The 26,153-nt window shown below is 70.4% G+C and carries 23 protein-coding genes, 1 tRNA gene and 1 riboswitch; of the genes, 16 read left to right on the forward strand and 8 right to left on the reverse strand.

What is annotated here, in order from left to right:
* The 9 genes from NNW99_RS22535 (at position 1) to NNW99_RS22575 (ending at position 10,499) form a co-directional block, all read left to right on the forward strand.
* Positions 1-1,287: a cytochrome P450 gene (locus NNW99_RS22535; protein ID WP_215120952.1), complete on the forward strand. Its 1,287-nt coding sequence runs from the start codon at positions 1-3 to the stop codon at positions 1,285-1,287.
* A 148-nt stretch (positions 1,288-1,435) separates the two neighbouring features.
* Positions 1,436-2,401, forward strand: coding sequence for a transglycosylase family protein (locus NNW99_RS22540; protein ID WP_215120953.1), 966 nt, complete (start codon positions 1,436-1,438; stop codon positions 2,399-2,401).
* 228 nt (positions 2,402-2,629) lie between these two features.
* Positions 2,630-2,796, forward strand: a riboswitch (cyclic di-AMP (ydaO/yuaA leader).
* A gap of 4 nt (positions 2,797-2,800) precedes the next feature.
* On the forward strand, positions 2,801-3,502 hold the full coding sequence (locus NNW99_RS22545; RefSeq protein WP_215120954.1) for a transglycosylase family protein: 702 nt from the start codon (positions 2,801-2,803) through the stop codon (positions 3,500-3,502).
* A 278-nt stretch (positions 3,503-3,780) separates the two neighbouring features.
* Positions 3,781-5,061, forward strand: coding sequence for a phosphopyruvate hydratase (gene eno / locus NNW99_RS22550; RefSeq protein WP_215120955.1), 1,281 nt, complete (start codon positions 3,781-3,783; stop codon positions 5,059-5,061).
* 120 nt (positions 5,062-5,181) lie between these two features.
* Entirely contained in the window at positions 5,182-5,658 is a 477-nt protein-coding gene (locus NNW99_RS22555; protein WP_215120956.1) for a septum formation initiator family protein, read from the forward strand.
* A 53-nt stretch (positions 5,659-5,711) separates the two neighbouring features.
* Positions 5,712-6,242, forward strand: coding sequence for a DUF501 domain-containing protein (locus NNW99_RS22560; protein ID WP_215120957.1), 531 nt, complete (start codon positions 5,712-5,714; stop codon positions 6,240-6,242).
* A complete protein-coding gene (locus NNW99_RS22565; RefSeq protein ID WP_215120958.1) occupies positions 6,239-7,180 on the forward strand; it encodes a Ppx/GppA phosphatase family protein in 942 nt (313 codons plus the stop codon). The genes NNW99_RS22560 and NNW99_RS22565 overlap by 4 nt, the downstream gene beginning before the upstream one ends.
* Before the next feature lie 422 nt (positions 7,181-7,602).
* Positions 7,603-8,991 carry an NAD(P)/FAD-dependent oxidoreductase gene (locus NNW99_RS22570; RefSeq protein ID WP_184598197.1) on the forward strand — a complete coding sequence of 463 codons (1,389 nt, stop codon included), beginning with the start codon at positions 7,603-7,605 and terminating at the stop codon, positions 8,989-8,991.
* A gap of 206 nt (positions 8,992-9,197) precedes the next feature.
* Positions 9,198-10,499 carry a cyclopropane-fatty-acyl-phospholipid synthase family protein gene (locus NNW99_RS22575; protein WP_215120959.1) on the forward strand — a complete coding sequence of 434 codons (1,302 nt, stop codon included), beginning with the start codon at positions 9,198-9,200 and terminating at the stop codon, positions 10,497-10,499.
* 62 nt (positions 10,500-10,561) lie between these two features.
* On the opposite strand, the gene NNW99_RS22580 is transcribed toward NNW99_RS22575, so the two are convergent.
* A complete protein-coding gene (locus NNW99_RS22580; RefSeq protein ID WP_215120960.1) occupies positions 10,562-13,093 on the reverse strand; it encodes an ABC transporter permease in 2,532 nt (843 codons plus the stop codon).
* A gap of 38 nt (positions 13,094-13,131) precedes the next feature.
* Complete coding sequence (locus NNW99_RS22585) at positions 13,132-13,902, reverse strand: ABC transporter ATP-binding protein (protein WP_215120961.1); 771 nt, start codon at positions 13,900-13,902, stop codon at positions 13,132-13,134.
* Between the two features lie 417 nt (positions 13,903-14,319).
* Here NNW99_RS22585 and NNW99_RS22590 point away from each other — a divergent pair.
* The 3 genes from NNW99_RS22590 to NNW99_RS22600 all read left to right on the forward strand — a co-directional run bounded on the left by NNW99_RS22590 (position 14,320) and on the right by NNW99_RS22600 (position 16,804).
* A tRNA-Leu gene (locus tag NNW99_RS22590) sits at positions 14,320-14,403 on the forward strand.
* A gap of 147 nt (positions 14,404-14,550) precedes the next feature.
* Positions 14,551-15,726 carry a 4-hydroxybenzoate 3-monooxygenase gene (locus NNW99_RS22595; protein WP_215120962.1) on the forward strand — a complete coding sequence of 392 codons (1,176 nt, stop codon included), beginning with the start codon at positions 14,551-14,553 and terminating at the stop codon, positions 15,724-15,726.
* Between the two features lie 169 nt (positions 15,727-15,895).
* Positions 15,896-16,804: a Bax inhibitor-1/YccA family protein gene (locus NNW99_RS22600; RefSeq protein ID WP_215120963.1), complete on the forward strand. Its 909-nt coding sequence runs from the start codon at positions 15,896-15,898 to the stop codon at positions 16,802-16,804.
* An 83-nt stretch (positions 16,805-16,887) separates the two neighbouring features.
* On the opposite strand, the gene NNW99_RS22605 is transcribed toward NNW99_RS22600, so the two are convergent.
* Positions 16,888-17,118, reverse strand: coding sequence for a DUF4287 domain-containing protein (locus NNW99_RS22605; protein ID WP_215120964.1), 231 nt, complete (start codon positions 17,116-17,118; stop codon positions 16,888-16,890).
* A 101-nt stretch (positions 17,119-17,219) separates the two neighbouring features.
* Here NNW99_RS22605 and NNW99_RS22610 point away from each other — a divergent pair, with 101 nt between their 5' ends.
* Entirely contained in the window at positions 17,220-17,531 is a 312-nt protein-coding gene (locus NNW99_RS22610; RefSeq protein ID WP_215120965.1) for a hypothetical protein, read from the forward strand.
* Between the two features lie 78 nt (positions 17,532-17,609).
* Here NNW99_RS22610 and NNW99_RS22615 read toward each other — a convergent pair whose 3' ends face one another.
* From NNW99_RS22615 to NNW99_RS22625, 3 genes are all read right to left on the reverse strand, one after another.
* A complete protein-coding gene (locus tag NNW99_RS22615; RefSeq protein WP_215120966.1) occupies positions 17,610-18,392 on the reverse strand; it encodes a hypothetical protein in 783 nt (260 codons plus the stop codon).
* A gap of 273 nt (positions 18,393-18,665) precedes the next feature.
* Positions 18,666-19,886, reverse strand: a complete 1,221-nt coding sequence (locus NNW99_RS22620) for an acetyl-CoA C-acetyltransferase (RefSeq protein ID WP_215120967.1) — start codon at positions 19,884-19,886, stop codon at positions 18,666-18,668.
* Positions 19,887-20,015: 129 nt separating this feature from the next.
* A complete protein-coding gene (locus NNW99_RS22625; protein ID WP_215120968.1) occupies positions 20,016-21,041 on the reverse strand; it encodes an SGNH/GDSL hydrolase family protein in 1,026 nt (341 codons plus the stop codon).
* Between the two features lie 159 nt (positions 21,042-21,200).
* Between NNW99_RS22625 and NNW99_RS22630 the strand changes: the two genes are divergently transcribed.
* Positions 21,201-22,607, forward strand: coding sequence for a cystathionine beta-synthase (locus NNW99_RS22630; protein WP_215120969.1), 1,407 nt, complete (start codon positions 21,201-21,203; stop codon positions 22,605-22,607).
* A gap of 318 nt (positions 22,608-22,925) precedes the next feature.
* Here the strand turns inward: NNW99_RS22630 and NNW99_RS22635 are convergent, their stop codons facing one another.
* On the reverse strand, positions 22,926-23,780 hold the full coding sequence (locus NNW99_RS22635) for a helix-turn-helix transcriptional regulator (protein ID WP_215120970.1): 855 nt from the start codon (positions 23,778-23,780) through the stop codon (positions 22,926-22,928).
* 145 nt (positions 23,781-23,925) lie between these two features.
* Between NNW99_RS22635 and NNW99_RS22640 the strand changes: the two genes are divergently transcribed.
* Positions 23,926-24,687 (forward strand): SDR family oxidoreductase, encoded by a 762-nt coding sequence (locus NNW99_RS22640; protein WP_215120971.1) that lies wholly within the window; start codon positions 23,926-23,928, stop codon positions 24,685-24,687.
* Between the two features lie 15 nt (positions 24,688-24,702).
* On the opposite strand, the gene NNW99_RS22645 is transcribed toward NNW99_RS22640, so the two are convergent.
* Complete coding sequence (locus NNW99_RS22645) at positions 24,703-25,125, reverse strand: hypothetical protein (RefSeq protein WP_215124408.1); 423 nt, start codon at positions 25,123-25,125, stop codon at positions 24,703-24,705.
* 175 nt (positions 25,126-25,300) lie between these two features.
* Here NNW99_RS22645 and NNW99_RS22650 point away from each other — a divergent pair, with 175 nt between their 5' ends.
* Positions 25,301-26,143, forward strand: a complete 843-nt coding sequence (locus tag NNW99_RS22650; RefSeq protein WP_193480035.1) for a MurR/RpiR family transcriptional regulator — start codon at positions 25,301-25,303, stop codon at positions 26,141-26,143.
* The last annotated feature ends 10 nt before the right edge of the window (positions 26,144-26,153 follow it).

Raw genomic sequence — 26,153 nt, forward strand, 5'->3', positions numbered from 1 at the left:
ATGCGACATGAAGTGCCCGGGGTGCCGGAACTGTTCTCGTGGGAGTTCGCCACCGACCCCTACCCCGCCTACGCCTGGCTCCGTGAGCACGCCCCCGTGCACCGGACCAAGCTCCCCAGCGGCGTCGAGGCCTGGCTGGTCACGCGGTACGCCGATGCCAAGCAGACCCTCGCCGACAACCGGCTCTCCAAGAACCCGGCGCATCACCGCGAACCCGCGCACGCCAAGGGCAAGACGGGTATCCCGGGTGAGCGCAAGGCCGAGTTGATGACGCATCTGCTCAACATCGATCCGCCGGACCACACCCGGCTGCGGCGGCTGGTGTCCAAGGCGTTCACACCCCGCCGGGTCGCCGAGTTCGAGCAGCGGGTGCAGGAGCTGACCGACGGTCTCATCGACGGGTTCGCGCAGCAGGGGTCCGCCGACCTGATCCACGAGTTCGCCTTCCCGCTCCCCATCTACGCCATCTGCGACCTGCTCGGCGTCCCCCGCGAGGACCAGGACGACTTCCGGGACTGGGCGGGCATGATGATCCGTCACCAGGGCGGCCCCCGGGGCGGCGTGGCGCGGTCGGTGAAGAAGATGCGGGGCTACCTCGCCGACCTGATCCACCGTAAGCGGGAGGCGCTCCCCGCCGAACCCGCCCCCGGCGAGGATCTCATCTCCGGTCTCATCCGGGCCTCCGACCACGGCGAGCACCTCACCGAGAACGAGGCCGCCGCCATGGCCTTCATCCTGCTGTTCGCCGGTTTCGAGACAACCGTGAACCTGATCGGAAACGGCACCTACGCCCTGCTCACCCACCCCGAGCAGCGCACCCGGCTCCAGGCCTCCCTCGCCGCGGGGGAGACCGGCCTCCTGGAGACGGGCGTCGAGGAACTCCTGCGTTTCGACGGCCCCGTCGAGCTCGCCACCTGGCGCTTCGCCACGCAGCCGCTCACCATCGGCGGGCAGCGCATCGAGGCCGGCGACCCGGTCCTCGTCGTCCTGGCCGCCGCGGACCGGGACCCGGAGCGGTTCGCCGATCCGGACGTGCTCGACCTCTCCCGCCGCGACAACCAGCACCTCGGATACGGCCACGGCATCCACTACTGCCTCGGCGCCCCGCTCGCCCGTCTGGAGGGCCAGACCGCCCTCGCCACGCTCCTCACCCGCCTCCCGGACCTGAGGCTCGCGGCCGAACCGGCCGAGCTGAGGTGGCGCGGCGGCCTGATCATGCGGGGGCTGCGGACGCTGCCGGTTGAGTTCACGCCCGCACCGGTGGGGTCCACGCCCGCGCAAAGGTGACACGCCGTCAGTCCTGTGATCTTCACGTGATCTACGCGGCATTAACTTGTGACAAGTGATCGTCTGCCTATACGTTCACCCATCATCAGCGCGGCCCGGGAAAACCGGCTTCGCGCCGGTCACTGCTGTCTTCGCGAAAGGTCTCCGTATGCTCTCCGGGAACGGTCGGCACCGTCGCCCCCGCCAGGCTCCGGCTCTCCTCCTCGCGGCCGGAGTGACCGGCTCCGCCATCGCGATCCCGCTCCTCGGAGCCTCCGGCGCCAGCGCGGCCGACGCCACGACCTGGGACCGGGTCGCGGACTGCGAGACCGGCGGCGCCTGGAGCCAGAACAGCGGCAACGGATACTTCGGCGGCCTGCAGTTGTCGCAGGAGGACTGGGAGGGTCACGGCGGCCTCGACTACGCCCCGAGCGCCGACCTGGCCAGCCGTTCCCAGCAGATAGCCGTGGCCGAGAGAATCCTGGCCGAGCAGGGGGCCGGTGCCTGGCGCACCTGCGGGCTGCTGTCCGGTCTGGAGCAGGACAAGAAGTCCTCCGACTCGGACGGCTCATCCGACTCATCCGGTTCGTCGGATTCATCCGGATTGCTCGACTCCCTCGGGTCCTCGCCTTCGTCGTCCCCGTCCGGCTCGCCGTCTTCTGACGAGTCGTCGGACTCGAAGGACGAATCCTCCAAGTCCGACAAGTCGCCCGACTCCAAGGACTCCGACTCGCAGGACCAGGAGCCCGAGAGCTCCCCGTCCGCCACGCGCGAGAGTGACAAGTCCGACAACTCGCGGCAGAGCGACGATTCCTCGGCGCCGACCGACAGCGGCTCCGGCCGCCACCGCGGCCCCAGTGCCGACGAGACCCAGGCGCCCGAGGGTCGTACGGACGACTCCACGGGGCGTCACGCCTCGCGCGACGACCGCGGCGAGGAGGGCTCCGGCGACTCGTCCGAGGGTGCCTACATCGTGGGGATCGGCGACAGCCTCTGGTCCATCGCCGACTCCCTTGACATCAGCGGCGGATGGCACGAGCTCTACGACGGCAACAAGAAGGCCGTCGGTACCGACCCGGACCTCATCCGCCCCGGTCAGAAGCTCACGGTCGAGGGCGAAGCGGACGAGAAGTAGCGGTTCGGGCAGTGCGGAAACGGGGGCGGAAGTCGCCCCGAAACAGCGCGAGTTCGCGTCATGTTTCGCGGCTAATGTCCCGTTTGATGCCCGTGAGAGATAGATCTCAGAAGCCCTGATCGTCTTTGAAATTCGGCGGATCGCGTGGCTACGGTCGGGACCGCTCGTCACCACGAGCCCCGGCTGCCGCAACGCCGAATCCTGCCAGCGGCCGTACGGGAACAGTCGTCGCGTCAAGCGCCGTAGGCAGGAGCGGGGGACCCAAGGTAGGTGCCCGACCGGCCGGTTGTGCCGGAAGGGCTTGGGGTGAAGCCGTGTCCCGGGAGGGGCGCGGCCGGGCAACTCAACCGGCCCGAACCCGACAGCTCACCTCGCAGGCGTCGGTGAGGGGATCCTTCCATGCTGTTTTCCAGCAAGGGCAAGCACCGTCGTCCGTCCAAGGCCAGCCGTGCCATCGCCGTCGCCGGTGTCACCGGCGCCGCTGTCGCCGCCCCGCTGATGGCCGCCGGCGGCGCTTCCGCCGCCACCGCCTCCGAGTGGGACGCCGTCGCCCAGTGCGAGGCCGGCGGCAACTGGTCCATCAACACCGGCAACGGCTACTACGGCGGTCTGCAGTTCTCCGCCTCCACCTGGTCCGGCTACGGCGGCACCAAGTACGCCGCCACCGCCGACCAGGCCACCAAGGAGCAGCAGATCGAGATCGGCGAGAAGGTCCTCGCGGGTCAGGGCAAGGGTGCCTGGCCGGTCTGCGGCAAGGGCCTGTCGAACGCCAGTGGCGGTGGCTCCTCCTCCTCGGACGACTCCGGCAGCTCCTCGCAGCAGAGCGAGCAGAGCCAGCAGAGCACCGAGTCCCGCGACACCCAGCAGCCGGCCTCCCGCTCCGACGAGCGCCCGGCCGCGAAGAAGACCGTCACCACCCCGACCGGCAAGAAGGTCAAGAAGGGCGACGGCGAGTACAAGGTCGTCAAGGGCGACACCCTGAGCTCGATCGCGGCCGACAAGAAGGTCGAGGGCGGCTGGGAGAAGCTGTTCCAGCTGAACAAGGACATCGTCGAGGACGCCAACCTCATCTACCCGGGCCAGCAGCTGCACCTGAAGTAAGCAGCGGCCCTCCCCGTCCCCACGGGCTCCCCGCCCCGGCGCGTGTTCCCCCGTACGCGCCGGGGCGGGGTCATTTCCGCCGGGCGTCACTGCCGGTCTTTTCCACGATCGTCTTTGTTCCGTTCGGAAACAATTTACTCTCGGTTCTGTCCATGGGGTGGGCGACCCGGTGGCCGATCGGCCCGAGCCGGTTAGGCTCATGTCGCGAGCCACCACGGCCCGCACCTCGCCGGGTCCACGTGACCCGCGTACCCGCGTCACATAAGAAGGAGATGCTCGTGCCGTCCATCGACGTCGTCGTAGCCCGGGAAATCCTGGACTCCCGAGGCAACCCCACGGTCGAGGTCGAGGTCGGCCTCGACGACGGCAGCACCGGTCGTGCCGCCGTCCCGTCCGGCGCCTCCACGGGCGCCTTCGAGGCCATCGAGCTGCGTGACGGCGACTCGAACCGCTACCTCGGCAAGGGTGTGGAGAAGGCCGTCCTCGCGGTCATCGAGCAGATCGGCCCGGAGCTCGTCGGCTACGACGCCACCGAGCAGCGCCTGATCGACCAGGCCATGTTCGACCTGGACGCCACCGACAACAAGGGCTCCCTCGGCGCCAACGCCATCCTCGGCGTCTCCCTCGCCGTCGCCCACGCCGCCTCCGAGGCCAGCGACCTGCCGCTGTTCCGCTACCTGGGCGGCCCGAACGCGCACCTGCTGCCCGTTCCGATGATGAACATCCTGAACGGCGGCTCGCACGCCGACTCCAACGTGGACATCCAGGAGTTCATGATCGCCCCGATCGGCGCGGAGTCCTTCTCCGAGGCCCTGCGCTGGGGCGCCGAGGTCTACCACACGCTGAAGAAGGTCCTGAAGAGCAAGGGCCTGGCCACCGGCCTCGGCGACGAGGGCGGCTTCGCCCCGAACCTCGGCTCCAACCGCGAGGCCCTCGACCTCATCCTCGAGGCGATCAAGGAGGCCGGCTACACCCCCGGCGAGCAGATCGCCCTCGCCCTCGACGTGGCCGCGTCCGAGTTCTACAAGGACGGCGCCTACACCTTCGAGGGCAAGACCCGCTCCGCCGCCGAGATGACCGAGTACTACGCCGAGCTCGTCGACGCGTACCCGCTCGTCTCCATCGAGGACCCGCTGTTCGAGGACGACTGGGAGGGCTGGAAGACCATCACCGAGAAGCTCGGTGACAAGGTCCAGCTCGTCGGCGACGACCTGTTCGTCACCAACCCCGAGCGCCTGGCCCGCGGCATCGACGAGAACGCCGCCAACGCCCTGCTGGTCAAGGTCAACCAGATCGGCTCGCTGACCGAGACCCTGGACGCCGTCGAGCTGGCCCAGCGCAACGGCTTCAAGTGCATGATGTCCCACCGCTCCGGCGAGACCGAGGACGTCACCATCGCCGACCTGGCCGTCGCCACCAACTGCGGCCAGATCAAGACCGGCGCCCCGGCCCGCTCCGAGCGCGTCGCCAAGTACAACCAGCTCCTGCGCATCGAGGAGATCCTCGACGACGCGGCGGTCTACGCCGGCCGCAGCGCCTTCCCGCGCTTCAAGGGCTGACCGGGCTGACCCGTTAAGGGTCAACCCTGAGCCAGTCGTACGTACGTCCCCGTACTCGGTCCCGTACCGTGTCCGGGGACGTACGCGCGTCGGACGGTGGAGCGGGAGAGCGGGGAGACCATGGCCGTGAAGGACCGGGACCGTTTCTCCACCGCGACCAGGATCCGGCTGCTCGGCGAGCAGACCGCGGCCCGGGTCTACCGTTCCCAGACCCGGCGCCAGGCCCGCCGCTCCCGGCTGACCGGCCGGGCCGCGCTGCTCGCCCTGGTGATGTGCACGCTGATCGTGGCGCTCGCCTACCCGATGCGGGAGTACGTCTCCCAGCGCGCCGAGATCGACGACCTCCAGCGCGAACAGCAGCAGGCCCGGCAGCGCGTCGAACGGCTGCGCGACCAGAAGGCGCGCTGGCAGGACGACGCGTACGCGGAACAGCAGATCCGGCAGCGGTTGCACTACGTCATGCCGGGGGAGACGGGATTCATCGTCGTCGACCCGCACGTGGCGCGGCAGTCGCACGCCGTGCTCGGGACGGCCGACCGCCCCTGGTACGCCAATGTGTGGGACGGCGTCGACAAGTCCGACGCCTCCGACCGGTGAACCCGGATCCCAGCCAGATATCTGACTCAAAGAAAGACAGCCTGAAGACAGTCATGGAAACGCCCCCGCCGACCACCCCGCGCACCGAGCCCACCGACGCGGACGTCGAGGCCTTCAAGCAGCAGCTCGGTCGGCCCCCGCGCGGTCTGCGCGCGATCGCGCACCGGTGCCCGTGCGGGCAGCCCGACGTCGTCGAGACGGCACCTCGGCTGCCGGACGGGACGCCGTTCCCGACGCTGTACTACCTGACGTGCCCGCGCGCCGCCTCGGCCATCGGCACGCTGGAGGCGAACGGCGTGATGAAGGAGATGACCGAGCGGCTGGCCTCGGACCCCGAGCTGGCGGCGGCGTACCGGGCGGCGCACGAGGACTACATCCGGCGGCGCGACGAGATCGAGGAGCTGAAGAACTTCCCGAGCGCGGGCGGCATGCCGGACCGGGTGAAGTGCCTGCACGTGCTCGTGGGCCACTCGCTGGCCGCCGGGCCCGGGGTGAACCCGCTCGGGGACGAGGCCATCGAGATGCTGCCGGAGTGGTGGCGCAAGGGCCCGTGCGTGACGAACGCCGAGGAGGCCACGCAGTGACCCGTGTCGCCGCCGTGGACTGCGGTACGAACTCCATCCGGCTCCTGGTCGCGGACGCCGACCCTGCCACCGGTGAGCTGGTCGACCTGGACCGCCGGATGACGATCGTGCGGCTCGGGCAGGGCGTCGACCGCACCGGCCGGCTCGCCCCCGAGGCGCTCCAGCGGACCTTCGCGGCGTGCCGCGAGTACGCCGGGATCATCAAGGAGCACGGGGCGGAGCGGCTGCGGTTCGTGGCGACCTCCGCCTCCCGGGACGCCGAGAACCGCGACGAGTTCGTGCGCGGCGTGCTGGACATCCTGGGCGTCGAGCCCGAGGTGATCTCCGGGGACCAGGAGGCCGAGTTCTCCTTCACCGGCGCCACCAAGGAGCTCGCCGGGGGAGACCACCTGCCCGAGCCCTACCTCGTCGTGGACATCGGCGGCGGCTCGACCGAGTTCGTCGTCGGCGACGACCATGTCCGGGCGGCGCGCTCGGTGGACATCGGCTGCGTCCGGATGACCGAGCGTCACCTGGTCCGGGGCGGCGTGGTGAGCGACCCGCCGTCCGAGGAGCAGATCACGGCGATGCGGGCGGACATCGAGGCCGCCCTCGACCTCGCCGAGGAGACGGTCCCGCTGCGCGAGGCCCGCACGCTGGTGGGCCTCGCCGGGTCCGTGACGACCGTGTCGGCGATCGCGCAGGAGCTGCCCGAGTACGACCCGGCCGCCATCCACCACTCCCGTGTCTCCCACGACCGGGTCCGTGAGATCACCGAGTGGCTGCTGCGCTCCACGCACACCGAGCGCGCGGCCGTGCCGTCCATGCACCCGGGCCGGGTCGACGTGATCGCGGCGGGGGCCCTCGTACTGCTGTCGATCATGGAGCGGATCGGCGCCGAGGAGGTCGTCGTGAGCGAGCACGACATCCTCGACGGCATCGCGTGGTCGGTCGCGTAGGCCGCTTCTGAGCAGGCATGGATCACGTTTGAGCGTGTCCGGGGGGCTCTGGTGAACCCCCCGGCGACGGCTCGTCGGAAAAGTTCGTGAAGTTCTTCACAAGGAATTCGGCCCGCGAGGGCGACAAGAAGGGCCCCGTTGACCCATCCGGGGCCCTCAGGTGCCTTTGAACGTGTTCAGAAGCATGGTATGGAGATGCCGGGGAAGGAGCCCGGAGCGGGACTCCGGGGTGGCCTCACGGAGGCCCTTTCCGCCCAGAGAGGCAGCTCACGCGGCATTGACAACGGTCCGGGGTGCACAAAGGATCCCGGTTGTCACCATGACATGGATCACGCGAGCCGCGGAGGATAACACACCCCCCTGCCAGAGCTTGTGAAGGGGCGCACGAGCCACCCCCCTGAGGCGGGTGGATACTCGATGGCATGAGCACCACGGAGCGTCCCAGGATCCTCGTAGTAGGCGGTGGGTACGTAGGCCTGTACGCAGCTCGGCGCATCCAGAAGAAGATGCGCTACGGAGAGGCGACCGTCACGGTCGTCGACCCCCGGTCGTACATGACCTACCAGCCCTTCCTCCCCGAAGCCGCCGCCGGCAACATCTCCCCGCGCCACGTCGTCGTCCCGCTGCGACGCGTGCTGCCCAAGGCGGAGGTTCTCACCGGCCGGGTCACCACCATCGACCAGGACCGCAAGGTCGCCACGGTCTCCCCGCTGGTCGGCGAGGCCTACGAGCTGCCCTTCGACTACCTGGTGATCGCGCTCGGCGCGGTCTCCCGCACCTTCCCGATCCCCGGCCTCGCCGAGCAGGGCATCGGCATGAAGGGCGTCGAGGAGGCCATCGGTCTGCGCAACCACGTCCTCGAGCAGCTCGACAAGGCCGACTCCACCACCGACGAGGAGATCCGCCGCAAGGCGCTCACCTTCGTCTTCGTGGGCGGCGGTTTCGCCGGTGCGGAGACCATCGGCGAGGTCGAGGACATGGCCCGCGACGCCGCGAAGTACTACAAGAACGTGTCCCGTGAGGACATGCGCTTCATCCTGGTCGACGCCGCCGACAAGATCCTCCCCGAGGTCGGTCCCAAGCTCGGCAAGTACGGCAAGGAGCACCTCGAGGGCCGCGGCGTCGAGGTCTACCTGTCCACCTCCATGGACTCCTGCGTCGACGGCCACGTCGTGCTGAAGAACGGCCTCGAGGTCGACTCCAGCACCATCGTCTGGACCGCCGGCGTCAAGCCCAACCCGGCCCTGTCCCGCTACGGCCTGCCGCTCGGCCCCCGCGGTCACGTCGACTGCGAGCCGACGCTCCAGGTCAAGGGCACCGACTACATCTGGGCCGCCGGCGACAACGCCCAGGTCCCGGACCTCGTCGGCCGCAAGGCGGGCAACGAGAACGCCTGGTGCCCGCCGAACGCCCAGCACGCGCTGCGCCAGGCCCGGGTCCTCGGCGACAACGTGGTCTCCGGCATGCGGGGCTTCCCGCAGAAGGACTACGCCCACGCCAACAAGGGCGCGGTGGCCGGTCTCGGCCTCCACAAGGGCGTCGCGATGATCGTCATGGGCAAGATGAAGATCAAGCTCAAGGGCCGTCTCGCCTGGTACATGCACCGCGGCTACCACGGTCTGGCGATGCCGACCTGGAACCGCAAGATCCGCGTCTTCGCCGACTGGACCCTGGCGATGTTCCTCAAGCGCGAGGTCGTCTCCCTCGGTGCGATGGAGACGCCGCGCGAGGAGTTCTACGAGGCCGCCAAGCCGGCCCCGGTCGCCGCCGCGCCGAAGGAGAAGACCGAGGAGAAGGCCAAGGCCTCCTGACCCTCCCCCGGTCACCCGCCTGACGAAGGACCTCCCGCCATCCGTGGTGCGGGAGGTCCTTCGGCGTTGTACGGCAGCCCACCCGCCGGGTGGGCGAAGTGGCGGCTTTGCTCAGAGATGACGCGTGCCGGGGACTGCGGTGGGGCCCCGCAGGTGTTTACGTGGTGTCGGACATTCCGGGATTCCCCGTCACGGAGGTGTACACCATGGCAGACGCCGCGCTGCGGCTGCAGGGCCTCTTCGCACAGTTGCTGGGAGCACCGCCCCCGGTGCGCATCCGCGCCTGGGACGGTTCGCAGGCGGGCCCGCCGGGCGCGCCCACCCTGGTCGTACACCACCGCCGCGCCCTGCGCCGCCTGCTGTGGAAGCCGGGCGAACTGGGTCTGGCCCGCGCCTGGGTGGCGGGTGACCTGGACATCGAGGGCGACCTCTACACCGCCCTCGACCTGCTCGCCGGTGACATCTGGGAGCGCGGCGAGGACGCCCGCACCCTCACCCAGGCCCTGCGCGACCCCGAGGTCCGCTCCGCGGTCCGGGGCCTCGTCAGGCTCGCCGGGTCCCCGCTGCCGCCCGCCCCGCCTCCCGAGGAGGCCCGGGCCCCCCGCCGCCACCTGCACACCAAGCGCAGCGACAGACGCGCCATCAGCCACCACTACGACGTCGGCAACGACTTCTACGAGATCGTCCTCGGCCCGTCCATGGTGTACTCCTGCGCCTACTGGGACAGCCCCGACAGCCCGGACGCCACCCTCGAACAGGCCCAGCGGGACAAGCTCGAACTCGTCTGCCGCAAGCTCGGCCTGAGACCCGGTCAGCGGCTGCTCGACGTCGGCTGCGGCTGGGGCTCCATGGCCATCCACGCCGCCCGCGAGCACGGCGTGAGCGTCGTCGGCGTCACGCTCTCGCAGGAGCAGGCCGCCTACGCCCGCAAGCGCGTCGCGGAAGAGGGCCTCACCGACCGGATCGAGATCCGCGTCCAGGACTACCGCGACGTCCGCGACGGGCCGTACGACGCGATCTCCTCCATCGGCATGGCCGAACACGTCGGCGCCGAACGGTACCTGGAGTACGCCGACGGCCTGTACGACCTGCTCAAGCCCGGCGGACGGCTCCTGAACCACCAGATCGCCCGCCGCCCGCAGCGGGACGAGACGACGTACGAGGTCGACGCGTTCATCGACTCCTACGTCTTCCCCGGCGGTGAACTCCAGCCCGTCGGCGTCACCGTCACCCAGCTGGAGCGCGCCGGGTTCGAGGTGCGCGACGTCGAGTCGATCCGCGAGCACTACGCCCTCACGCTGCGCCGGTGGGTCACCCGCCTGGAGGCCGACTGGACGCGTGCCGTCCGGCTCACCGGGCCCGGCCGCGCCCGCGTCTGGCGCCTGTACATGGCCGCCTGCGCGGTCGCCTTCGAGCGCAACCGCATCGGCGTCAACCAGGTCCTGGCCGTGCGGGCCCCCGCATCAGGGGAGTCGGGCATGCCCCTGCGCGCCCGCACCTGGAACTGACACGGCGAAGGCCCCCTCTCCCACCGGTGGGAAAGGGGGCCTTCGGGCCTTCGCCGTGCCCGCTACTCCGCCTTGATCGCTTCCAGCATGTTCAGCCGGGCCGCCCGCCGGGCCGGCCACAGCGCCGCGAGGACACCCACCGTCGCGGCCAGCAGCAGGAAGACACCCATCCGCGCCCAGGGCAGGACCAGCGCGTAGGTCGGCATCTTGGAGGCCAGCAGCTCACCGGCCGCCCAGCCGAAGAACACGCCCAGGCCGATGCCCAGCACCCCGCCGAACAGCGAGATCACCAGGGACTCCATGCGGACCATCCGCTTGATGCCCTTGCGGTCCAGGCCGATCGCCCGGAGCATGCCGATCTCCTGGGAGCGTTCGAAGACCGACATGGCCAGGGTGTTGATGACCCCGAGGACCGCCACGATCACGGCCATGGCGAGCAGTCCGTAGAGCATGTTCAGCATCAGCGTGAACATCTTCGCGATCTCGTTGGAGATGTCCTGCTTGTCCTGGACCTTGATCGCCGGGTTGTTGTCGAGGGCCTTCTCCAGCTTGTCCTGCGCCGCGCCGGACGGGCCGCCGGAGGTCTTCGCCATGACCTTCATGACGTACGGGTCGGACGTGTGCGGCGCGAGCGCCGACTGGTCGAGCAGGATGCCGCTGAGGTACTCGTTGCCCTCGTAGGTACCGGCGACGGTGAACCGCTGCTTCTTGCCGTCCTCGAAGGCGACGCTGAAGCTCGAACCGGCCTTCCAGTGGTTCGCCTCGGCGGTCGTGGTGTCCACGACGACCTGGGAACCGCCCACCTTGAACGAACCGTCGTCGACCTTCGGGCCCGCCAGCTCGCCGATCGCGGCGCCGTTGACGCCGGTCAGATACTCGTCGGTCTTGCCGTCGACACGGGCGACCGCGTTGGTCAGCGCGCTCGTGGCGGTGACGCCGTCGGTCTGCCGCAGCTTCTTCTCGACGTCCGGGGAGAGCGGGTTGCCGTTCGCCATGGACACCACGTAGTCCGCCTTGATCGCGGACGCCGCCATCTTGTCGATGGCCTGCTGGAGGCTGCCCGCCGTCACCGTCATACCGGTGATCAGGGTCAGGCCGATCATCAGCGCCGAGGCGGTGGCCGCCGTACGGCGCGGGTTGCGCACCGAGTTCTGCCGGGCCAGCTTGCCGGAGACACCGAAGGCGCGCAGCACCGGCGCCGCCGCGGCGATCAGCGGCCGGGACAGCAGCGGGGTCAGGATGAACACGCCGATGATCAGCAGCACCGCGCCGAAGCCCATGGGCATCTGGCCGTCCGAGCCGTCCATGGTCGTGGCCATCAGGACCACCGCGACGCCCGCGGCCGAGAACAGGGTGCCCAGGGTGTTGCGCAGCACCAGCGACTTGGTCGTGGCCGTGGCGTGGACGCTGCTCATGGCCGCGACCGGCGGGATCTTCGCGGCCCGGCGGCCCGGCAGCCATGCCGCCAGCATGGTCACCAGGATGCCGACGGCGAACGCGACGGCGATCGTGGCCGGCTCGATGACCAGCGGGCCGTCGGGCACGGTCGCGCCGAACGAGCCCATCAGGGAGCGCATTCCGGCCCCGATGCCGATGCCCGCGACCAGACCGGTCACGGCGGCGACCGCCCCGACCACGAACGCCTCGATCAGCACCGACCGCGTCACCTGCCGGCGCGAGGCACCGACCGCCCGCATCAGCGCCAGCTCCTTGGTGCGCTGGGCGACCAGCATGGTGAAGGTGTTGGCGATGATGAAGGTGCCGACGAACAGGGCGATGCCGGCGAAGACCAGCAGGGCCGTCTGCATGCCGCTCATCGACTGGGAGATGGTCTCGGCCTGGTCGTCGGCCAGCTGCTTGCCCGTGGTGGTCTGGACGGTGCCCTCGGGCAGTGCCTTGTCCAGCTCCGCCTTGAGCGCGGTCTGCGAGACGCCCGGCTTCGCCGTGACGTCGATCTGGTCGTAGACGCCCGCCTTGCCGAACTGCTTCTGCGCGGTCGCCGTGTCGAACAGGGTCAGGGAGCCGCCGGCCGCGACATTGCCGTCGTCGGTGGTGAAGATGCCGGCGATCTTCGGGGTCAGGACCGGCCCGTCGACCGACATGCGTACGGTGTCGCCGACCTCGTACCCGGCGCGCTTCGCCGTCTCGGAGTCGATGAGGATCTCGCCCGGGCCCTTGGGCGCGTGTCCGCTCGTCAGGGGGTAACGGGGGTCCTTGTCCCCCCAGTAGTTGCCGCCCTGCGACTGGAAGCCCTCGCCGATCAGCTTGCCGTCCTTGTCGGCGATGGCCGTGAAGCCCTGCACGACGCCGATGGCGGACGCGGCGCCGGGAACGCGCTCGCTCTTGTCGAGCACGGCCCGGTCCAGGTCGTGGACCTTGCCGACCCGGTCGCCCTCGGATTCCTGGTAGTCCGAGGTCACGGCGACGTCGACCCGGTCGAAGCCCTTGGCGGAGCTCTTCTGGAACGCGTCGGAGATGGTGTTGGTGAAGACCAGGGTCCCCGACACGAAGGCCACGCCGAGCATCACGGCGAGCACGGTCATCAGGAGCCGGGCCTTGTGCGCGAGCACATTGCGCAAGGCGGTACGGAACATGGGTTCTTCTTCTCAGTCCTGTCGGTCCTGACGGGGGATCAGCTGGTGCGGCCCTTGGCGTCGAACGCCTTCATCCGGTCGAGCACCGAGTCGGCCGTCGGGCCGTGCATCTCGTCCACGATCCGGCCGTCCGCGAGGAAGACGACCCGGTCCGCGTAGGCCGCGGCCACCGGGTCGTGCGTCACCATCACCACCGTCTGGCCCAGCTCCCGCACGGAGTTGCGCAGGAAGCCCAGCACCTCGGCGCCGGAGCGCGAGTCGAGGTTTCCGGTGGGCTCGTCACCGAAGATGATCTCGGGCTTGGAGGCCAGCGCCCGCGCCACGGCGACGCGCTGCTGCTGACCGCCCGACAGCTGCGAGGGCCGGTGGCCCAGCCGGTCCGCCAGGCCGACCATGCGGATGACGGAGTCCAGCCACTGCTTGTCCGGCTTGCGGCCCGCGATGTCCATCGGGAGGGTGATGTTCTCCAGGGCCGTCAGGGTCGGCAGCAGGTTGAACGCCTGGAAGATGAAGCCGATCTTGTCCCGGCGCAGCTTGGTGAGCTGCTTGTCCTTCAGGGAGCCGAGCTCGGTGTCGCCGATGCGCACGGACCCGGAGGAGAAGGAGTCGAGACCGGCCACACAGTGCATCAGGGTCGACTTGCCGGAGCCGGAGGGGCCCATGATCGCGGTGAACTCGGCCTGCCGGAAGTCGGCGGAGACCCGGTCCAGGGCGACCACCTGGGTCTCACCCTGCCCGTAGATCTTCGAGAGATCCGTGGCGCGCGCGGCCACGGCGGTGGCCCGGTCGGCGAGGGAAGAGGTGGTCACGGGATGGCACTCCTGTCGGACGGTGATGCGGTCAGGGGGATGTGATCCATCGTCCGGGTCCCCCGCCGCCGTGTAGTCACCCGCAGTTCCCGTTCCGAGGGCCGACTTCGGTCTGACCAGGAGCGGCGGTGTCATACCTGGGGATGACGAACGCCCCTGAGCGGCCCCGGTGTCGGGAACCCGAGAGGCCCTGATGTCGAGAACAGGTGGAGTGCCCTCGTTCGGGCGGTGAAATTCCGTCATTCCGTATGCGGCGCCCACCGCCGCACGGAAGGCTATTGGCAAGTGCGGATGGCGCGTTCCGGGTGCTGATGCACCCTCAGACGTCAATAAAATAAGACAACATCGGTCCGTGCTTCCGCTGTTCGGGGGATCCGTCCCGATAGTCTCGGAACCTCGACGCGGAGCCCATGGCCTGCCCGGATGGTGGAATGCAGACACGGCGAGCTTAAACCTCGCTGCCCCTTCGCGGGCGTGCCGGTTCGAGTCCGGCTCCGGGCACCTTCCGACTCCTGCATGGTTCATTGAAGACTTCACGGCATGCCCGTTGACAGCGGGCGCATGCCGTCGGAAACTCACATCCGACAGTAGTGAAATATTTTTCACCACGCGAACAAGCCTCCGTGAACCTGAGAGAGAAGGTGCCCGATGCGCACCACCGTCGGCATCATCGGAGCCGGCCCCGCCGGCCTCCTCCTCGCCCGGCTGCTCCACAACGCGGGCATCGACTCGGTCGTCCTGGAGAGCCGCGACCGTGCCTACGTCGAACGGCGGCAGCGGGCCGGGATCCTGGAGCAGGGCACGGCCGACGTAGTGCGCGCGGCCGGCGCCGGGGAGCGCATGGACCGCGAGGGCCTGCGCCACGACGGCATCGAACTGCGCTTCGACCGCCGACGGCACCGCGTCGACTTCCCCGCCCTCACCGGTGGCCGGTCCGTGATGGTCTACGCCCAGACCGAGGTCTGCAAGGACCTCATCTCCCTCCAGCTCCAGGAGGGCGGCCCGCTGCTGTTCGAGGCGGAGGCGCTGGCCGTGGAGGACGCCGCCACCGACGCCCCGCGCGTCCGCTTCCGGCACGAGGGGAGCGAGGGCGTCCTGGAGTGCGAGTACGTCGTCGGCTGCGACGGCTTCTGGGGTGTGGCCCGGTCGGCGATCCCGGCCGAACTGACCCAGGTCTTCGAACGGACGTACCCCTTCGGCTGGCTCGGCATCCTCGCTGACGTACCGCCCTCGCACGACGAGCTGGTCTACGCCCGCCACGACCGAGGCTTCGCCCTCCTGTCCATGCGCTCGCCGTCCGTCTCCCGCCTCTACCTCCAGGTGCCCGACGGCACCGACGCCGGGGCGTGGAGCGACGAGGAGATCTGGGACGAGCTGGAGCGCCGCTTCGAGACCGCCGACGACTGGCGCCTGGAGCGCGGCCCGATCACCCAGAAGTCCGTCACCCCCATGCGCTCCTACGTCCACGAGCCCATGCGCCACGGCCGCCTCTTCCTCGCGGGTGACGCGGCGCACATCGTGCCGCCGACCGGAGCCAAGGGGCTGAATCTCGCCGTCGGCGACGTCGTGACGTTCGCCCGGGCCCTGACACACCGGAAGGAGACCGGTTCGGCGGAACTGCTGGACGCCTATTCACAGACCTGCCTGCGCCGCGTCTGGCAGGCCGAGCGGTTCTCCTACGACATGACGACCCTGCTGCATCGCGCCCCCGGCGCGACCGGCTTCGAGGACCGGCTCCAGCTCGCCCGGCTGGAGCGGATCGCCTCCAACCGCGCCGCCGAGACCGACCTGGCGGAGGGGTACACGGGCTTCCCCTTCGGCTGAGGTTCGGGCGACGTGATGAATGACCCCCTCCGGTGAGGGGAATCACGAAGCCGCGTAGCGTGTTGGGCAGCACGATGAGGGAAAGATCCTCCCCAAGCACTAGGGTCATTCCTTTGCCTACCTATTACTCTTGAGCCAAGGCCATGACGTGTGGCCATGGAGGAGTGAAATGAGGAGCAGAAACCCGGTCTTCTCGCGACGGGGGTTCAGCCGCGACAACGGCTACGCGGGCTTCAACACCGCGCCGCAGGCCGGGGGTCCCGCTGTCGCCACGCAGGGCAACCCGTACGCGCAGCCGACGGGCGACCAGTACGCGCAGAACCCGTACGCGCAGAACCCTTACGCCCAGCAGGACCTGCAGCACGGCGCACCGCCGCAGGCGCCGGCCACCACAGGCCGGATGACCATCGACGACGTCGTCCTGCGCACGGCGAGCACGCTCGGTGTGCTCATCCTCACCGCCGCGCTCTCCTGGGCCCTGCTGCCGATCGACGACGCCAACATCAGCCGTAGCTACGGCATCGGTATCGGCGCCGCGCTGATCGGCATGGTCCTGGCGTTCGTCCAGTCCTTCAAGCGCAAGGCCTCGCCCGCGCTGATCCTGACGTATGCGGCGTTCGAGGGTGTCTTCCTCGGCGTCGTCTCCAACATCGTCGACAACCGCATCGCCGACGGCGCGGCCATGCAGGCCGTGATCGGCACCATGGCGGTCTTCGCCGGTGTGCTGATCGCCTACAAGGCCGGCTGGATCCGCGTCAACCGCCGCTTCTACGGCTTCGTGATGGCGGCCGCGCTCGGCTTCATCCTGCTGATGACCGTGAACCTGCTGTTCGCGGTGTTCGGCGGCGGTGACGGCCTCGGCTTCCGCAGCGGTGCCCTCGGCGTCATCTTCGGCGTCATCGGCATCATCCTCGGCGCCTGCTTCCTCGCCCTGGACTTCAAGCAGGTCGAGGACGGCATCGCCTACGGTGCTCCGCGCGAGGAGGCGTGGTTCGCGGCCTTCGGCCTCACGCTGACGCTGGTGTGGATCTACCTGGAGTTCCTGAGGCTCATCTCGATCCTCAACAGCAGCGACTAGTACGGCCAGTCCTGACCGTCGCACGCGATAGGGCCCCGGCTTCGGCCGGGGCCCTTCTCGTTGTCCTCTGTCGTTGTCCGCGCCTAGAGCAGTTTGCGCGCGGCCCTCCTCAGGTCGTACTCGTGGACGATCGCCTTGGCGTGGCCGTAGGCCAGGTTGTGTTCGTGCCGGAGCCAGCTGACCTTTTCCTCGAAGCGGAAGAGCGCCGGACCGTCTTCGACGGTGCGAAGCCAGTCGGTGATTTCACGACCGGTGCAGTGCGGGATGCGGGCTAGCAGGTTGCGATGGGTCTCTTCGGAGAAGACTTGGGACATCGGCGCCTCCGGACGCTGGGATGTAAGCCGGTCCTTCAGGTCACCGTGCCTGAGTGTTCGCCCGTTGGCAACAGTCCCGGTGCGACGCGTACGCTCGCGGCGTGGTTGATACGACGCCTCTGACCCGTGCGGTGGATCACTTCGCCGATCGTTTGAGGGCCGCGCCCCAGAGCCGGCTGCAGCGGGGCGCTGCCGCCGAGGCTCTCGGGCTGGCCCGGGAGTTGGCCCGGAGGGCGCAGGCCCTTGAGGAGCCGGGGGTGGAGCCTCGGGAGATGCCGGATGCGGGGATGTTTGCTGCCGCAGATCAGATCACTGTTGCCGTGCATGATCTGGCGGTGGTGATTCCCAGTGAGGCCGATGTCGATGACGCGGTGAGGGTGGTGGAGGAGGCGCAGAAGCGGGCGGGGGTTTAGCGCCGTTCGCGTGGGCCGGTTGTGTGTGGTTGCTCGCGCCCACGCGGCGGAGCCGTACATCGATACAGCCCCGCGCCCCTAGAGGGACGCGATCACTCGGTCGGCCAGGATGTAGACGTTCTCTTCGCCGCACTCGAAGGTGAGCGAGTACGCCCCTGATACGCCCGAGCCGCCCAGGAGAATCGGGGTCTCGCCCGCGCGCAGTGCTGTCGCGAGGTGTTCCGCTGTTTCGCGGTGGCCCGGGGTCATGCAGAGGGTCGTGCCGTCGGCGAAGACGTAGACGTCGAGGGTGCCCAGCGGGCCCGGGCGGACGTCCGTCAGTTCCACGCGGGAGGAGGCCAGCTCCTCCAGGGTCGCGACCGTGCGCTCGTGGTCGTTCGCCACGGGGGACTGCGCCGGTACGAAGTCCGGGTGGGAGGGGTGGCGGCGGCGGGCCGCGGCCAGCTCCGGGGACTCGGCGGCCGGTTCCTCGGTGTCCGCGCCCGACTCGGAGACCGGCTCCAGACCCGCGAAATCGGCCTGCCGGGGCAGGAACAGATCGGGGTCGGGCAGGCCCAGCAGGGTCGGGGCGTCGGAGGCGTCACGGGTCTCCTGGGCGGCCCAGAACGCCCGCGCCTCGGCGAGCTCCCGCTCCCGCTCCTCGGCCAGGGCGGCCGCGACGGCGGCGCGTATCTCCTCGGCGTCGGCATGGCTGCGGGCGGCCGGCAGCAGCGCACGCGTGGTGGCGGCCCGGCTCTCGGCCAGCGCGGTGTGCAGGGCCGCGACCTGTCGCCGCAGCTGCAGAACGGTGCGCAGGACGGCAACGCCCACGGCGCCCGTGGCGGCCGTGGTGACCAGCAACGCGATCGGCATGGCGCTCACTGACGTACTCCCGGTTCAAAGTCGACCCCCGACTTCCTACATCAGCTTGAAGGGCGGACTAACCAGCTGTCAGTGCGTAACGTCACCAAACGGACAGGGCTTCGCCCTCGGGGGAGGGGGTGTGGCTACTGTGACCTGCGCTTCTCCCCGGATGGAGGGAGATAGGTCACATCCTGGGGGAGATTGGATCACAAAACGGCCCAGAACCCTGGGGTTTCCGGGGTTCCGGGCCGGTACCTCACAGCCGGTGCCAGGACGGCTACGGTGCGGTGCTCAGCTGAGGCGCTCGATGACCATGGCCATGCCCTGGCCGCCGCCGACGCACATCGTCTCCAGACCGAACTGCTTGTCGTGGAACTGGAGGGAGTTGATGAGCGTGGTGGTGATGCGGGCGCCGGTCATACCGAAGGGGTGGCCGACGGCGATGGCGCCGCCGTTGACGTTCAGCTTCTCCAGCGGGATGCCCAGGTCGCGGTAGGAGGGGATCACCTGGGCGGCGAACGCCTCGTTGATCTCGACCAGGTCGATGTCGTCGATCGACAGGTTCGCGCGGCGCAGCGCCTGCTTGCTCGCCTCGACCGGGCCGAGGCCCATGATCTCGGGGGAGAGGCCGGAGACGCCGGTCGACACGATGCGGGCGAGCGGGGTGAGGCCCAGCTCGCGGGCCTTGGTGTCGGACATGATCACGAGCGCGGCGGCACCGTCGTTCAGCGGGCAGCAGTTGGCGGCGGTGACCAGGCCGTCCGGGCGGAAGACCGGCTTGAGGCCCTGGACGCCCTCCAGGGTGACGCCGGCGCGGGGGCCGTCGTCCTTGGAGACGACCGTGCCGTCGGGGAGCGTCACCGGGGTGATCTCGCGCTCCCAGAAGCCGTTCTTGATGGCTTCCTCGGCGAGGTTCTGCGAGCGGACGCCGAACTCGTCCATGTCCTGGCGGGTGACGCCCTTGGCGCGGGCCAGGTTCTCGGCGGTCTGGCCCATCGCGATGTACGGGTCGGGCAGCAGGCCGTCCTCGCGCGGGTCGTGCCAGGTCGAGCCCTCGGACTGGGCGGTCTCGACGGTGCGGGCCTCGGCGTCGGCGAAGAGCGGGTTGTGCGTGTCGGGCAGGCCGTCGGAGCTGCCCTTCGCGTACCGGGAGACGGTCTCGACGCCGGCCGAGATGAAGACGTCGCCCTCGCCGGCCTTGATGGCGTGCAGGGCCATGCGGGAGGTCTGCAGGGAGGAGGAGCAGTACCGGGTGACGGTACAGCCCGGCAGGTGGTCCATCCCCGCCTGTACGGCCACGATGCGGCCGAGGTTGTGGCCCTGCTCGCCGCCGGGCAGGCCGCAGCCGAGCATCAGGTCGTCGATGTCCTTGGGGTCCAGCTCGGGGACCTTGGCCAGGGCGGCCTGGACGATCGTCGCGGTCAGATCGTCCGGGCGGAGGTCCTTGAGAGAGCCCTTGACGGCGCGGCCGATGGGGGAGCGGGCGGCTGAGACGATCACGGCTTCGGGCATCACGGCTCCATTGACGTACCGGGTGGTCTGCTTGGGCTGTCTGGGAAGTTACCCGTACGTATGGCCTGGGTCACGGGTCTCGCGGTGTGACCCTGACCGCAGTTTACTAAGCGCTTGCTTTCCCTGTCCTCAATTCGAGGGCGTCGCGGGCGCCGGCTCCTGCTCGGGCACCCGCCGGCGCCGCCTCCGCTTCAGCAGGGCCCAGGGTCCCCGCGACCCGGTCGGCATCGCCGCCGCGACCTCCGTGCCCGCCTCCGAGGCGGCCTCCGCCGCCGCCCGGGCCACCGGCAGGAAGCCCTCGCGACGGGAGGCGTCCGGGCGCTCCTCCTCGGCCGGCCACAGGCCGAGGGAGGCGCAGACGCTCGGCAGGACCGCCATCGCCGCCGTCGCGTAGCCCTCGGCGGAGGGGTGGTAGCTGTCGGGCCCGAACAGCTCGCGCGGGTTCTCGGCGAACTCGGGGCCCAGCAGGTCGCCCAGGGACACCGTCCGGCCGCCCTGCTCGACCACCCCGATCGTCTGGGCTGCCGCCAGCTGGCGGGAGGCCCGGCGCGCCAGCCAGCGCAGCGGCTGCCGGACCGGCTCGATCGTGCCCAGGTCGGGACAGGTGCCGACCACCACCTCCGCACCGGCCGTGCGCAGCCGCCGTACCGCCGAGGCCAGGCAGCGCACCGAGCGGGTCGGGGGCATGCGGTGGGTGACGTCGTTCGCGCCGACCATGATCACGCAGATGTCGGGCGCCGGATCGGGGTCGGCCAGCACCAGGGCCACCTGGCGGTCCAGGTCGTCCGAACGGGCCCCGGGCGTCGCCACCGTGCGCAGCTGCACCGGGCACTCCGCCAGCGCCGCGAGGCCCGACGCCAGCAGCGCCCCCGGTGTCTGCCCGGACCGGTGCACGCCCTGGCCCGCGGCCGTGGAGTCGCCCAGCATGGTCAGCCGCAGCGGCGACTGACCGGGGCCGGCGTACGCACGGCCGTACAGCCCGTCCGCGTGCGGCACGTGACCTGACGTGCCGTTGCCCACCCGGCGCCGCGCCAGCTGGACCTCGGCCAGCACCAGCCCCACGGCGGCCGCCCCCGCCAGACCGATACCGCCGCCGCCGTATGCCGCGCCGGCCGCGATCCGCCGGGCCACTCTCGCCCTCGACATGCTCGTCATGCGTCGCCGCCACCTCCTCGAACCCGTACACCCTGTGCTTGCCCCGTACAGGCCGTCGCCCAATCTCAACGCGGAGTGAACGACCGTCACGGACGACGGGCAGCACATAGGCTGGCGGCACCACACAGACCACTTCTTCTGCGGCATCCGGAGACAACGGTGCAGTTCCACGACTCGATGATCAGCCTCGTCGGCAACACCCCGCTGGTGAGGCTCAACAGCGTGACCAAGGGCATCAGGGCGACCGTCCTGGCCAAGGTGGAGTACTTCAACCCCGGCGGGTCCGTGAAGGACCGCATCGCCCTGCGCATGATCGAGGCGGCGGAGGAGAGCGGCGCGCTCAAGCCCGGCGGCACGATCGTGGAGCCGACCAGCGGCAACACCGGGGTCGGACTCGCCATCGTGGCGCAGCAGAAGGGGTACAAGTGCATCTTCGTGTGCCCCGACAAGGTGAGCACCGACAAGATCAACGTGCTGCGGGCGTACGGCGCCGAGGTGGTCGTGTGCCCGACCGCGGTGGACCCCGAGCACCCGGACTCGTACTACAACGTCTCCGACCGGCTGGTCCGTGAGACGCCGGGCGCCTGGAAGCCCGACCAGTACTCCAACCCCCACAACCCGCTCTCCCACTACCACTCCACCGGCCCGGAGCTGTGGGAGCAGACGGAGGGGAAGATCACCCACTTCGTCGCGGGCGTGGGCACCGGCGGCACCATCTCCGGGACCGGGCGCTACCTCAAGGAGATCAGCGACGGCACGGTGCAGGTCGTCGGCGCCGACCCCGAGGGCTCCGTCTACTCCGGCGGCTCCGGGCGGCCGTACCTCGTCGAGGGCGTCGGCGAGGACTTCTGGCCCACCGCCTACGACCGGACCGTCGCGGACGAGATCGTCGCCGTGTCCGACAAGGACTCCTTCCAGATGACCCGCCGCCTGGCCAAGGAGGAGGGCCTCCTGGTCGGCGGCTCCTGCGGCATGGCGGTCGTGGCCGCGCTGGAGGTCGCCGGGCGGCTCGGCCCGGACGACGTCGTGGTGGTGCTGCTGCCGGACAGCGGGCGCGGCTACCTCAGCAAGATCTTCAACGACGAGTGGATGGCCGACTACGGCTTCCTGGAGGACTCGGGCCCGAGCGCCCGCGTCGGCGACGTCCTCGCCGACAAGGAGGGCGACCGCATGCCCTCCCTCGTCCACATGCACCCCGACGAGACGGTCGGCCAGGCCATCGACGTGCTGCGCGAGTACGGCGTCTCGCAGATGCCGGTCGTCAAGCCGGGCGCGGGCCACCCCGACGTGATGGCCGCCGAGGTCGTCGGCTCGGTCGTGGAACGCGAGCTGCTCGACGCGCTGTTCAGCAAGAGCGCCTCCCTGGAGGACCCGCTGGAGAAGCACATGTGCGGCCCGCTGCCCCAGGTCGGCTCCGGCGAACCGGTCGAGGACCTGATGGCCGTGCTGGGCAAGGCCGACGCGGCGATCGTCCTGGTCGAGGGCAAGCCGACCGGTGTCGTCAGCCGGCAGGACCTGCTGTCCTTCCTCGCCCGGACCGGGAAAGCGGCGGCGGCCACCAGGTGAACCACCCGTGAACCGGGTGAACTTGCGGCGTCCGTGATCTTCGCGGACTTCGCGGAAGTGGTACGAGCGTGTCACGTTCGCGCAGCACCCGCTTAACACGAGTCCTGCACATTGGTGGGTGTCGGCAGGGCGGGAGCGGCTCCCCGCCCCGGCCGACGCCGTAGGCGTCACGGACCTCCGGAGCGGCTCCCGGACCTCCATGGACCCTACTGACGCGCCAGCCCGGCCCTGACCAGGCCCGCGTCCCTCGCGGGGACCGCCGTCGTCCCGCCCCCCGAACAGGGGGTGCGGCGGTCCCCGCGCATCATCTCCCCGGCCTCAGCCGGCCCGGCTCGTCGCCCAACTCCCCAGCAGCGCCAGGCGCTCCGCCGTCTCCGAGCCCGGCTCCGGCGCGTAGGCGACGATCGTCTGGTCCGGTGCCCCGGGGATCGCGAGGGTCTCGTACGGGAGGGTCAGCAGGCCGGCGACCGGGTGCCGCAGCTGCTTCACCCCGTGGTCGCAGGGCTTGACCAGATGGTCGGCCCACAGGCGGCGGAAGTCCTCGCTGACGCGGGAGAGTTCCGCGACGAGTTCCCCGGTGGCGGAGTCCCCCGGGTGGTGGCCCGCCTGCAGCCGCAGATGGGCGACCGTCTGGCCCGCGATCGCGGACCAGTCCGGATAGACCTCGCGGGCGGTGGGATCGAGGAAGACGCGGCGCGGGATGTTGCGCTCGTCGGAGCCGGCGCCGGTGAAGTCGAGCAGGGCGTCGGCGAGCGCGTTCCAGCCGAGCACCTCCATCCGGTGGTCCAGGACGTACGCCGGGTTGCGGTCCATGCCGTCGAGGATCAGCTGGACACCCGGGCGCACCCTCGACCCGCCCGGAACGTTCTCCGCCCGACGGGGCCGGGCGACCGCCCGCAGATACGCGTGCTCCGCCTCGTCCAGCCGCAGCACCCGCGCCACCGCGTCCAGCACGGCGTCGGACACGCCCCCGGACTTCGTCCGGGCGGGGTCCCCCGGCCCCCTGCCCTGCTCCAGACGGACGTAGTAGTCGACGCTCACCCCGGCGAGCTGCGCCACCTCCTCGCGGCGCAGACCCGGGACACGGCGGCGGCCGTAGGTGGGCAGCCCCACCTCCTCGGGCTGGATACGGGCGCGGCGCGAGCGCAGGAAATCTCCCAGTTCTCCGTCCATGCCTTCGAGCCTAGGCCCCCCGCGCGCGCTGAGCCTGGTACTGGCAGACCCAGGAAAAGCGCCCCCCTGGGTAGGGCGGCCGAGGGCGCCGAGGGTGGTGGACGAGGCCGGGGAGACGCCCCGGCCACCACCGAGGGGATCTCCCATGTCGTACGAGAACCTGGCCGGCCGCACCGCCGTCGTCACCGGGGCCGCGAGCGGGATCGGCGAGGCCATCGCCGTCCTGCTGGCCGCCCGGGGCGCACGGGTGGCGCTGCTGGCCCGGCGTGAGGAACGGCTGACGGAGCTCGCCGGGAAGATCCGCGCCGACGGCGGACAGGCCCTGGCCGTCGTCGCGGACGTCACCGACGACGCGTCCGTGGAAGCCGCCGCCGACCGGATCCACACCGAGTACGGGCCCGTCGACCTGGTCGTCAACTCCGCCGGCGTCATGCTGCCGCACCCCGTCGACGCCCGGCGCACCGACGAGTGGCAGCGCATGCTCGACACCAACGTCGCCGGGGTGCTGCGGATCACCGGCGCCTTCACCGGCGACCTGGTGGGCGCGGCGGCCGACGGCCGTACGGCCGACATCGTGAATATCTCGTCCATCGCCGCGCACATGAGCTTCCCGAACTACGCGGTGTACGGCGCGACCAAGGCGGCCGTCACCTACCTGTCGGACTCCCTGCGCGGTGAGTTCGGGCCGCGGGACGTCCGGGTCACCAACATCGAACCCGGGTTCGTCGAGAGCGAGCTGCTCACCCACATCGGCGACGCGGAACTGGCCCGGCAGGTTGCGGAGCTGCGGGACCAGGTGGGCACGCTGTCCGCCGAGGAACTGGCCGACCTGGTGGCCTACACGACCAGCCGGCCGCGCCGGGTCAATCTGCGGCAGATCGTCGCGCTGCCCACCCGGCAGGCCTGAACCGCCTACGCCCGCTCAGTCCTCCCAGCCGCTGTCCCGGGAGGACCTGCGGCGGCCGAACAGATCCGGGTTGGTGCGCAGGGCCTGGACGACGTTGACGCCCACGATGCCGGCCCAGGCGACGAGCATGCCGGGCAGCCGGGCCACGCCCCCGCCGATCGCGGACAGCGGCACCGCGAGGACCAGGGAGACGATGCCGAAGCCGAAGCGCTCGCCCCAGGAGTCCGTGGGGCGCGGCGACCGGGACTCCCGGGCCGTCTGCATCTGCTGCTCGGCGAGCTGCCGGCGCACCCGGCGGTCCACCGCGCCGTCGATCCGCTGGTCGACCTTCTCCAGGAACGAGTCGACCAGCGCGGACTCGTACTCCTCGCCCAGCTCCCTGCGCGCGTGCAGGGTGGCGTCGAGTTCCTTCTTGAGCTCGGTGTCCCGCGCGTCCATTCCGGTCATGAGACCCAAGGTAGAAAGAAGCAGGGCCCGCCGCACTGGGGTTAGCCCCCGTGTCGGGACGGGGGCGACCCGGGGCAGCCCGGGGGCGGCCCTCCACTCCCGCTTGCCGGTCTGCATATGCTCATGCAGAATCCTCAGCTACTGAATAGGCGAGGGGGAGCACGTCATGAGCGTGACCGACAGCCCTGCCGCGCGGCTCCAGGCGCTCTTCGAGGGCCACCGGCTGACGCCGACCCAGCGGCGCATCGCGCACAGCATGGTGCGCCGGGCCGCCGATGTGCCGTTCCTGTCGAGCGTGGAGCTCGCCGAACTGGCCGGGGTCAGCCAGCCGTCCGTGACCCGCTTCGCCGTGGCCCTGGGCTTCGACGGCTATCCGGCCCTGCGCCGCCATCTGCGCGAGGTCGCCCCGGCCGAACCCGCGGCGGACGCCGGGTCCGTCAACGAGTACCAGCAGGCCGTCGAGGCCGAGATCGAGAACCTGCGCCACCTTGCGGAGGCCCTGGCCGACACCGGGCCCGTGCAGCGGGCCGGGCGCCTCCTCGCGGCCTCCCGTCCGCTCCCCGTCCTGGGCCTCAGGGCGGCCGCCGCCCAGGCACACGGCTTCGCCTACTTCGCCGCCAAGGTCCATCCCGACGTACGGCTGCTCAACGAGGGCGGCACGATGGTCCAGGACCGCATCGACGCCGCCGTCCGGGCCGGTGCGACCGCACTGCTCTGTTTCGCCCTGCCCAGGCATCCCCGCGAGGTCGTCGACACCCTCGCCCACGCCAAGGAGGCCGGGCTGACCGTCGTCACGGTCGCCGACTCCGCCTTCGCACCGGTCGCCAAGGTGTCCGACCTGCTCATCCCCGCCGCGGTCGGCACCGGCCTGGCCTTCGACACGGCCTGCGCGCCGATGCTGCTCGGCCGGGTGCTGCTGGAGGCAATGTGCGACGACCTGCCCGAGGCCCAGTCCCGCCTGGAGGAGTTCGACGCGAAGGCGGCGGCGCGGGGGCTGTTCGTGGACTGACGGCAGGGGC

This window comes from Streptomyces sp. CRCS-T-1, assembly GCF_024442335.1.
Classification (GTDB): domain Bacteria; phylum Actinomycetota; class Actinomycetes; order Streptomycetales; family Streptomycetaceae; genus Streptomyces; species Streptomyces koelreuteriae.

Coding starts and splice junctions, on each gene's coding strand:
- NNW99_RS22605 (WP_215120964.1), bottom strand. CDS start 17,118: ATGTCCCAAGTCTTCTCCGAAGAGACCCATCGCAACCTGCTAGCCCGC.
- NNW99_RS22645 (WP_215124408.1), bottom strand. CDS start 25,125: ATGGACGCGCGGGACACCGAGCTCAAGAAGGAACTCGACGCCACCCTG.
- NNW99_RS22625 (WP_215120968.1), bottom strand. CDS start 21,041: ATGACGAGCATGTCGAGGGCGAGAGTGGCCCGGCGGATCGCGGCCGGC.
- NNW99_RS22600 (WP_215120963.1), top strand. CDS start 15,896: ATGAGGAGCAGAAACCCGGTCTTCTCGCGACGGGGGTTCAGCCGCGAC.
- NNW99_RS22535 (WP_215120952.1), top strand. CDS start 1: ATGCGACATGAAGTGCCCGGGGTGCCGGAACTGTTCTCGTGGGAGTTC.
- NNW99_RS22640 (WP_215120971.1), top strand. CDS start 23,926: ATGTCGTACGAGAACCTGGCCGGCCGCACCGCCGTCGTCACCGGGGCC.
- NNW99_RS22595 (WP_215120962.1), top strand. CDS start 14,551: ATGCGCACCACCGTCGGCATCATCGGAGCCGGCCCCGCCGGCCTCCTC.
- NNW99_RS22580 (WP_215120960.1), bottom strand. CDS start 13,093: ATGTTCCGTACCGCCTTGCGCAATGTGCTCGCGCACAAGGCCCGGCTC.
- NNW99_RS22650 (WP_193480035.1), top strand. CDS start 25,301: ATGAGCGTGACCGACAGCCCTGCCGCGCGGCTCCAGGCGCTCTTCGAG.
- NNW99_RS22545 (WP_215120954.1), top strand. CDS start 2,801: ATGCTGTTTTCCAGCAAGGGCAAGCACCGTCGTCCGTCCAAGGCCAGC.
- NNW99_RS22560 (WP_215120957.1), top strand. CDS start 5,712: ATGGAAACGCCCCCGCCGACCACCCCGCGCACCGAGCCCACCGACGCG.
- NNW99_RS22555 (WP_215120956.1), top strand. CDS start 5,182: ATGGCCGTGAAGGACCGGGACCGTTTCTCCACCGCGACCAGGATCCGG.
- NNW99_RS22540 (WP_215120953.1), top strand. CDS start 1,436: ATGCTCTCCGGGAACGGTCGGCACCGTCGCCCCCGCCAGGCTCCGGCT.
- NNW99_RS22620 (WP_215120967.1), bottom strand. CDS start 19,886: ATGCCCGAAGCCGTGATCGTCTCAGCCGCCCGCTCCCCCATCGGCCGC.
- NNW99_RS22570 (WP_184598197.1), top strand. CDS start 7,603: ATGAGCACCACGGAGCGTCCCAGGATCCTCGTAGTAGGCGGTGGGTAC.
- NNW99_RS22575 (WP_215120959.1), top strand. CDS start 9,198: ATGGCAGACGCCGCGCTGCGGCTGCAGGGCCTCTTCGCACAGTTGCTG.
- NNW99_RS22635 (WP_215120970.1), bottom strand. CDS start 23,780: ATGGACGGAGAACTGGGAGATTTCCTGCGCTCGCGCCGCGCCCGTATC.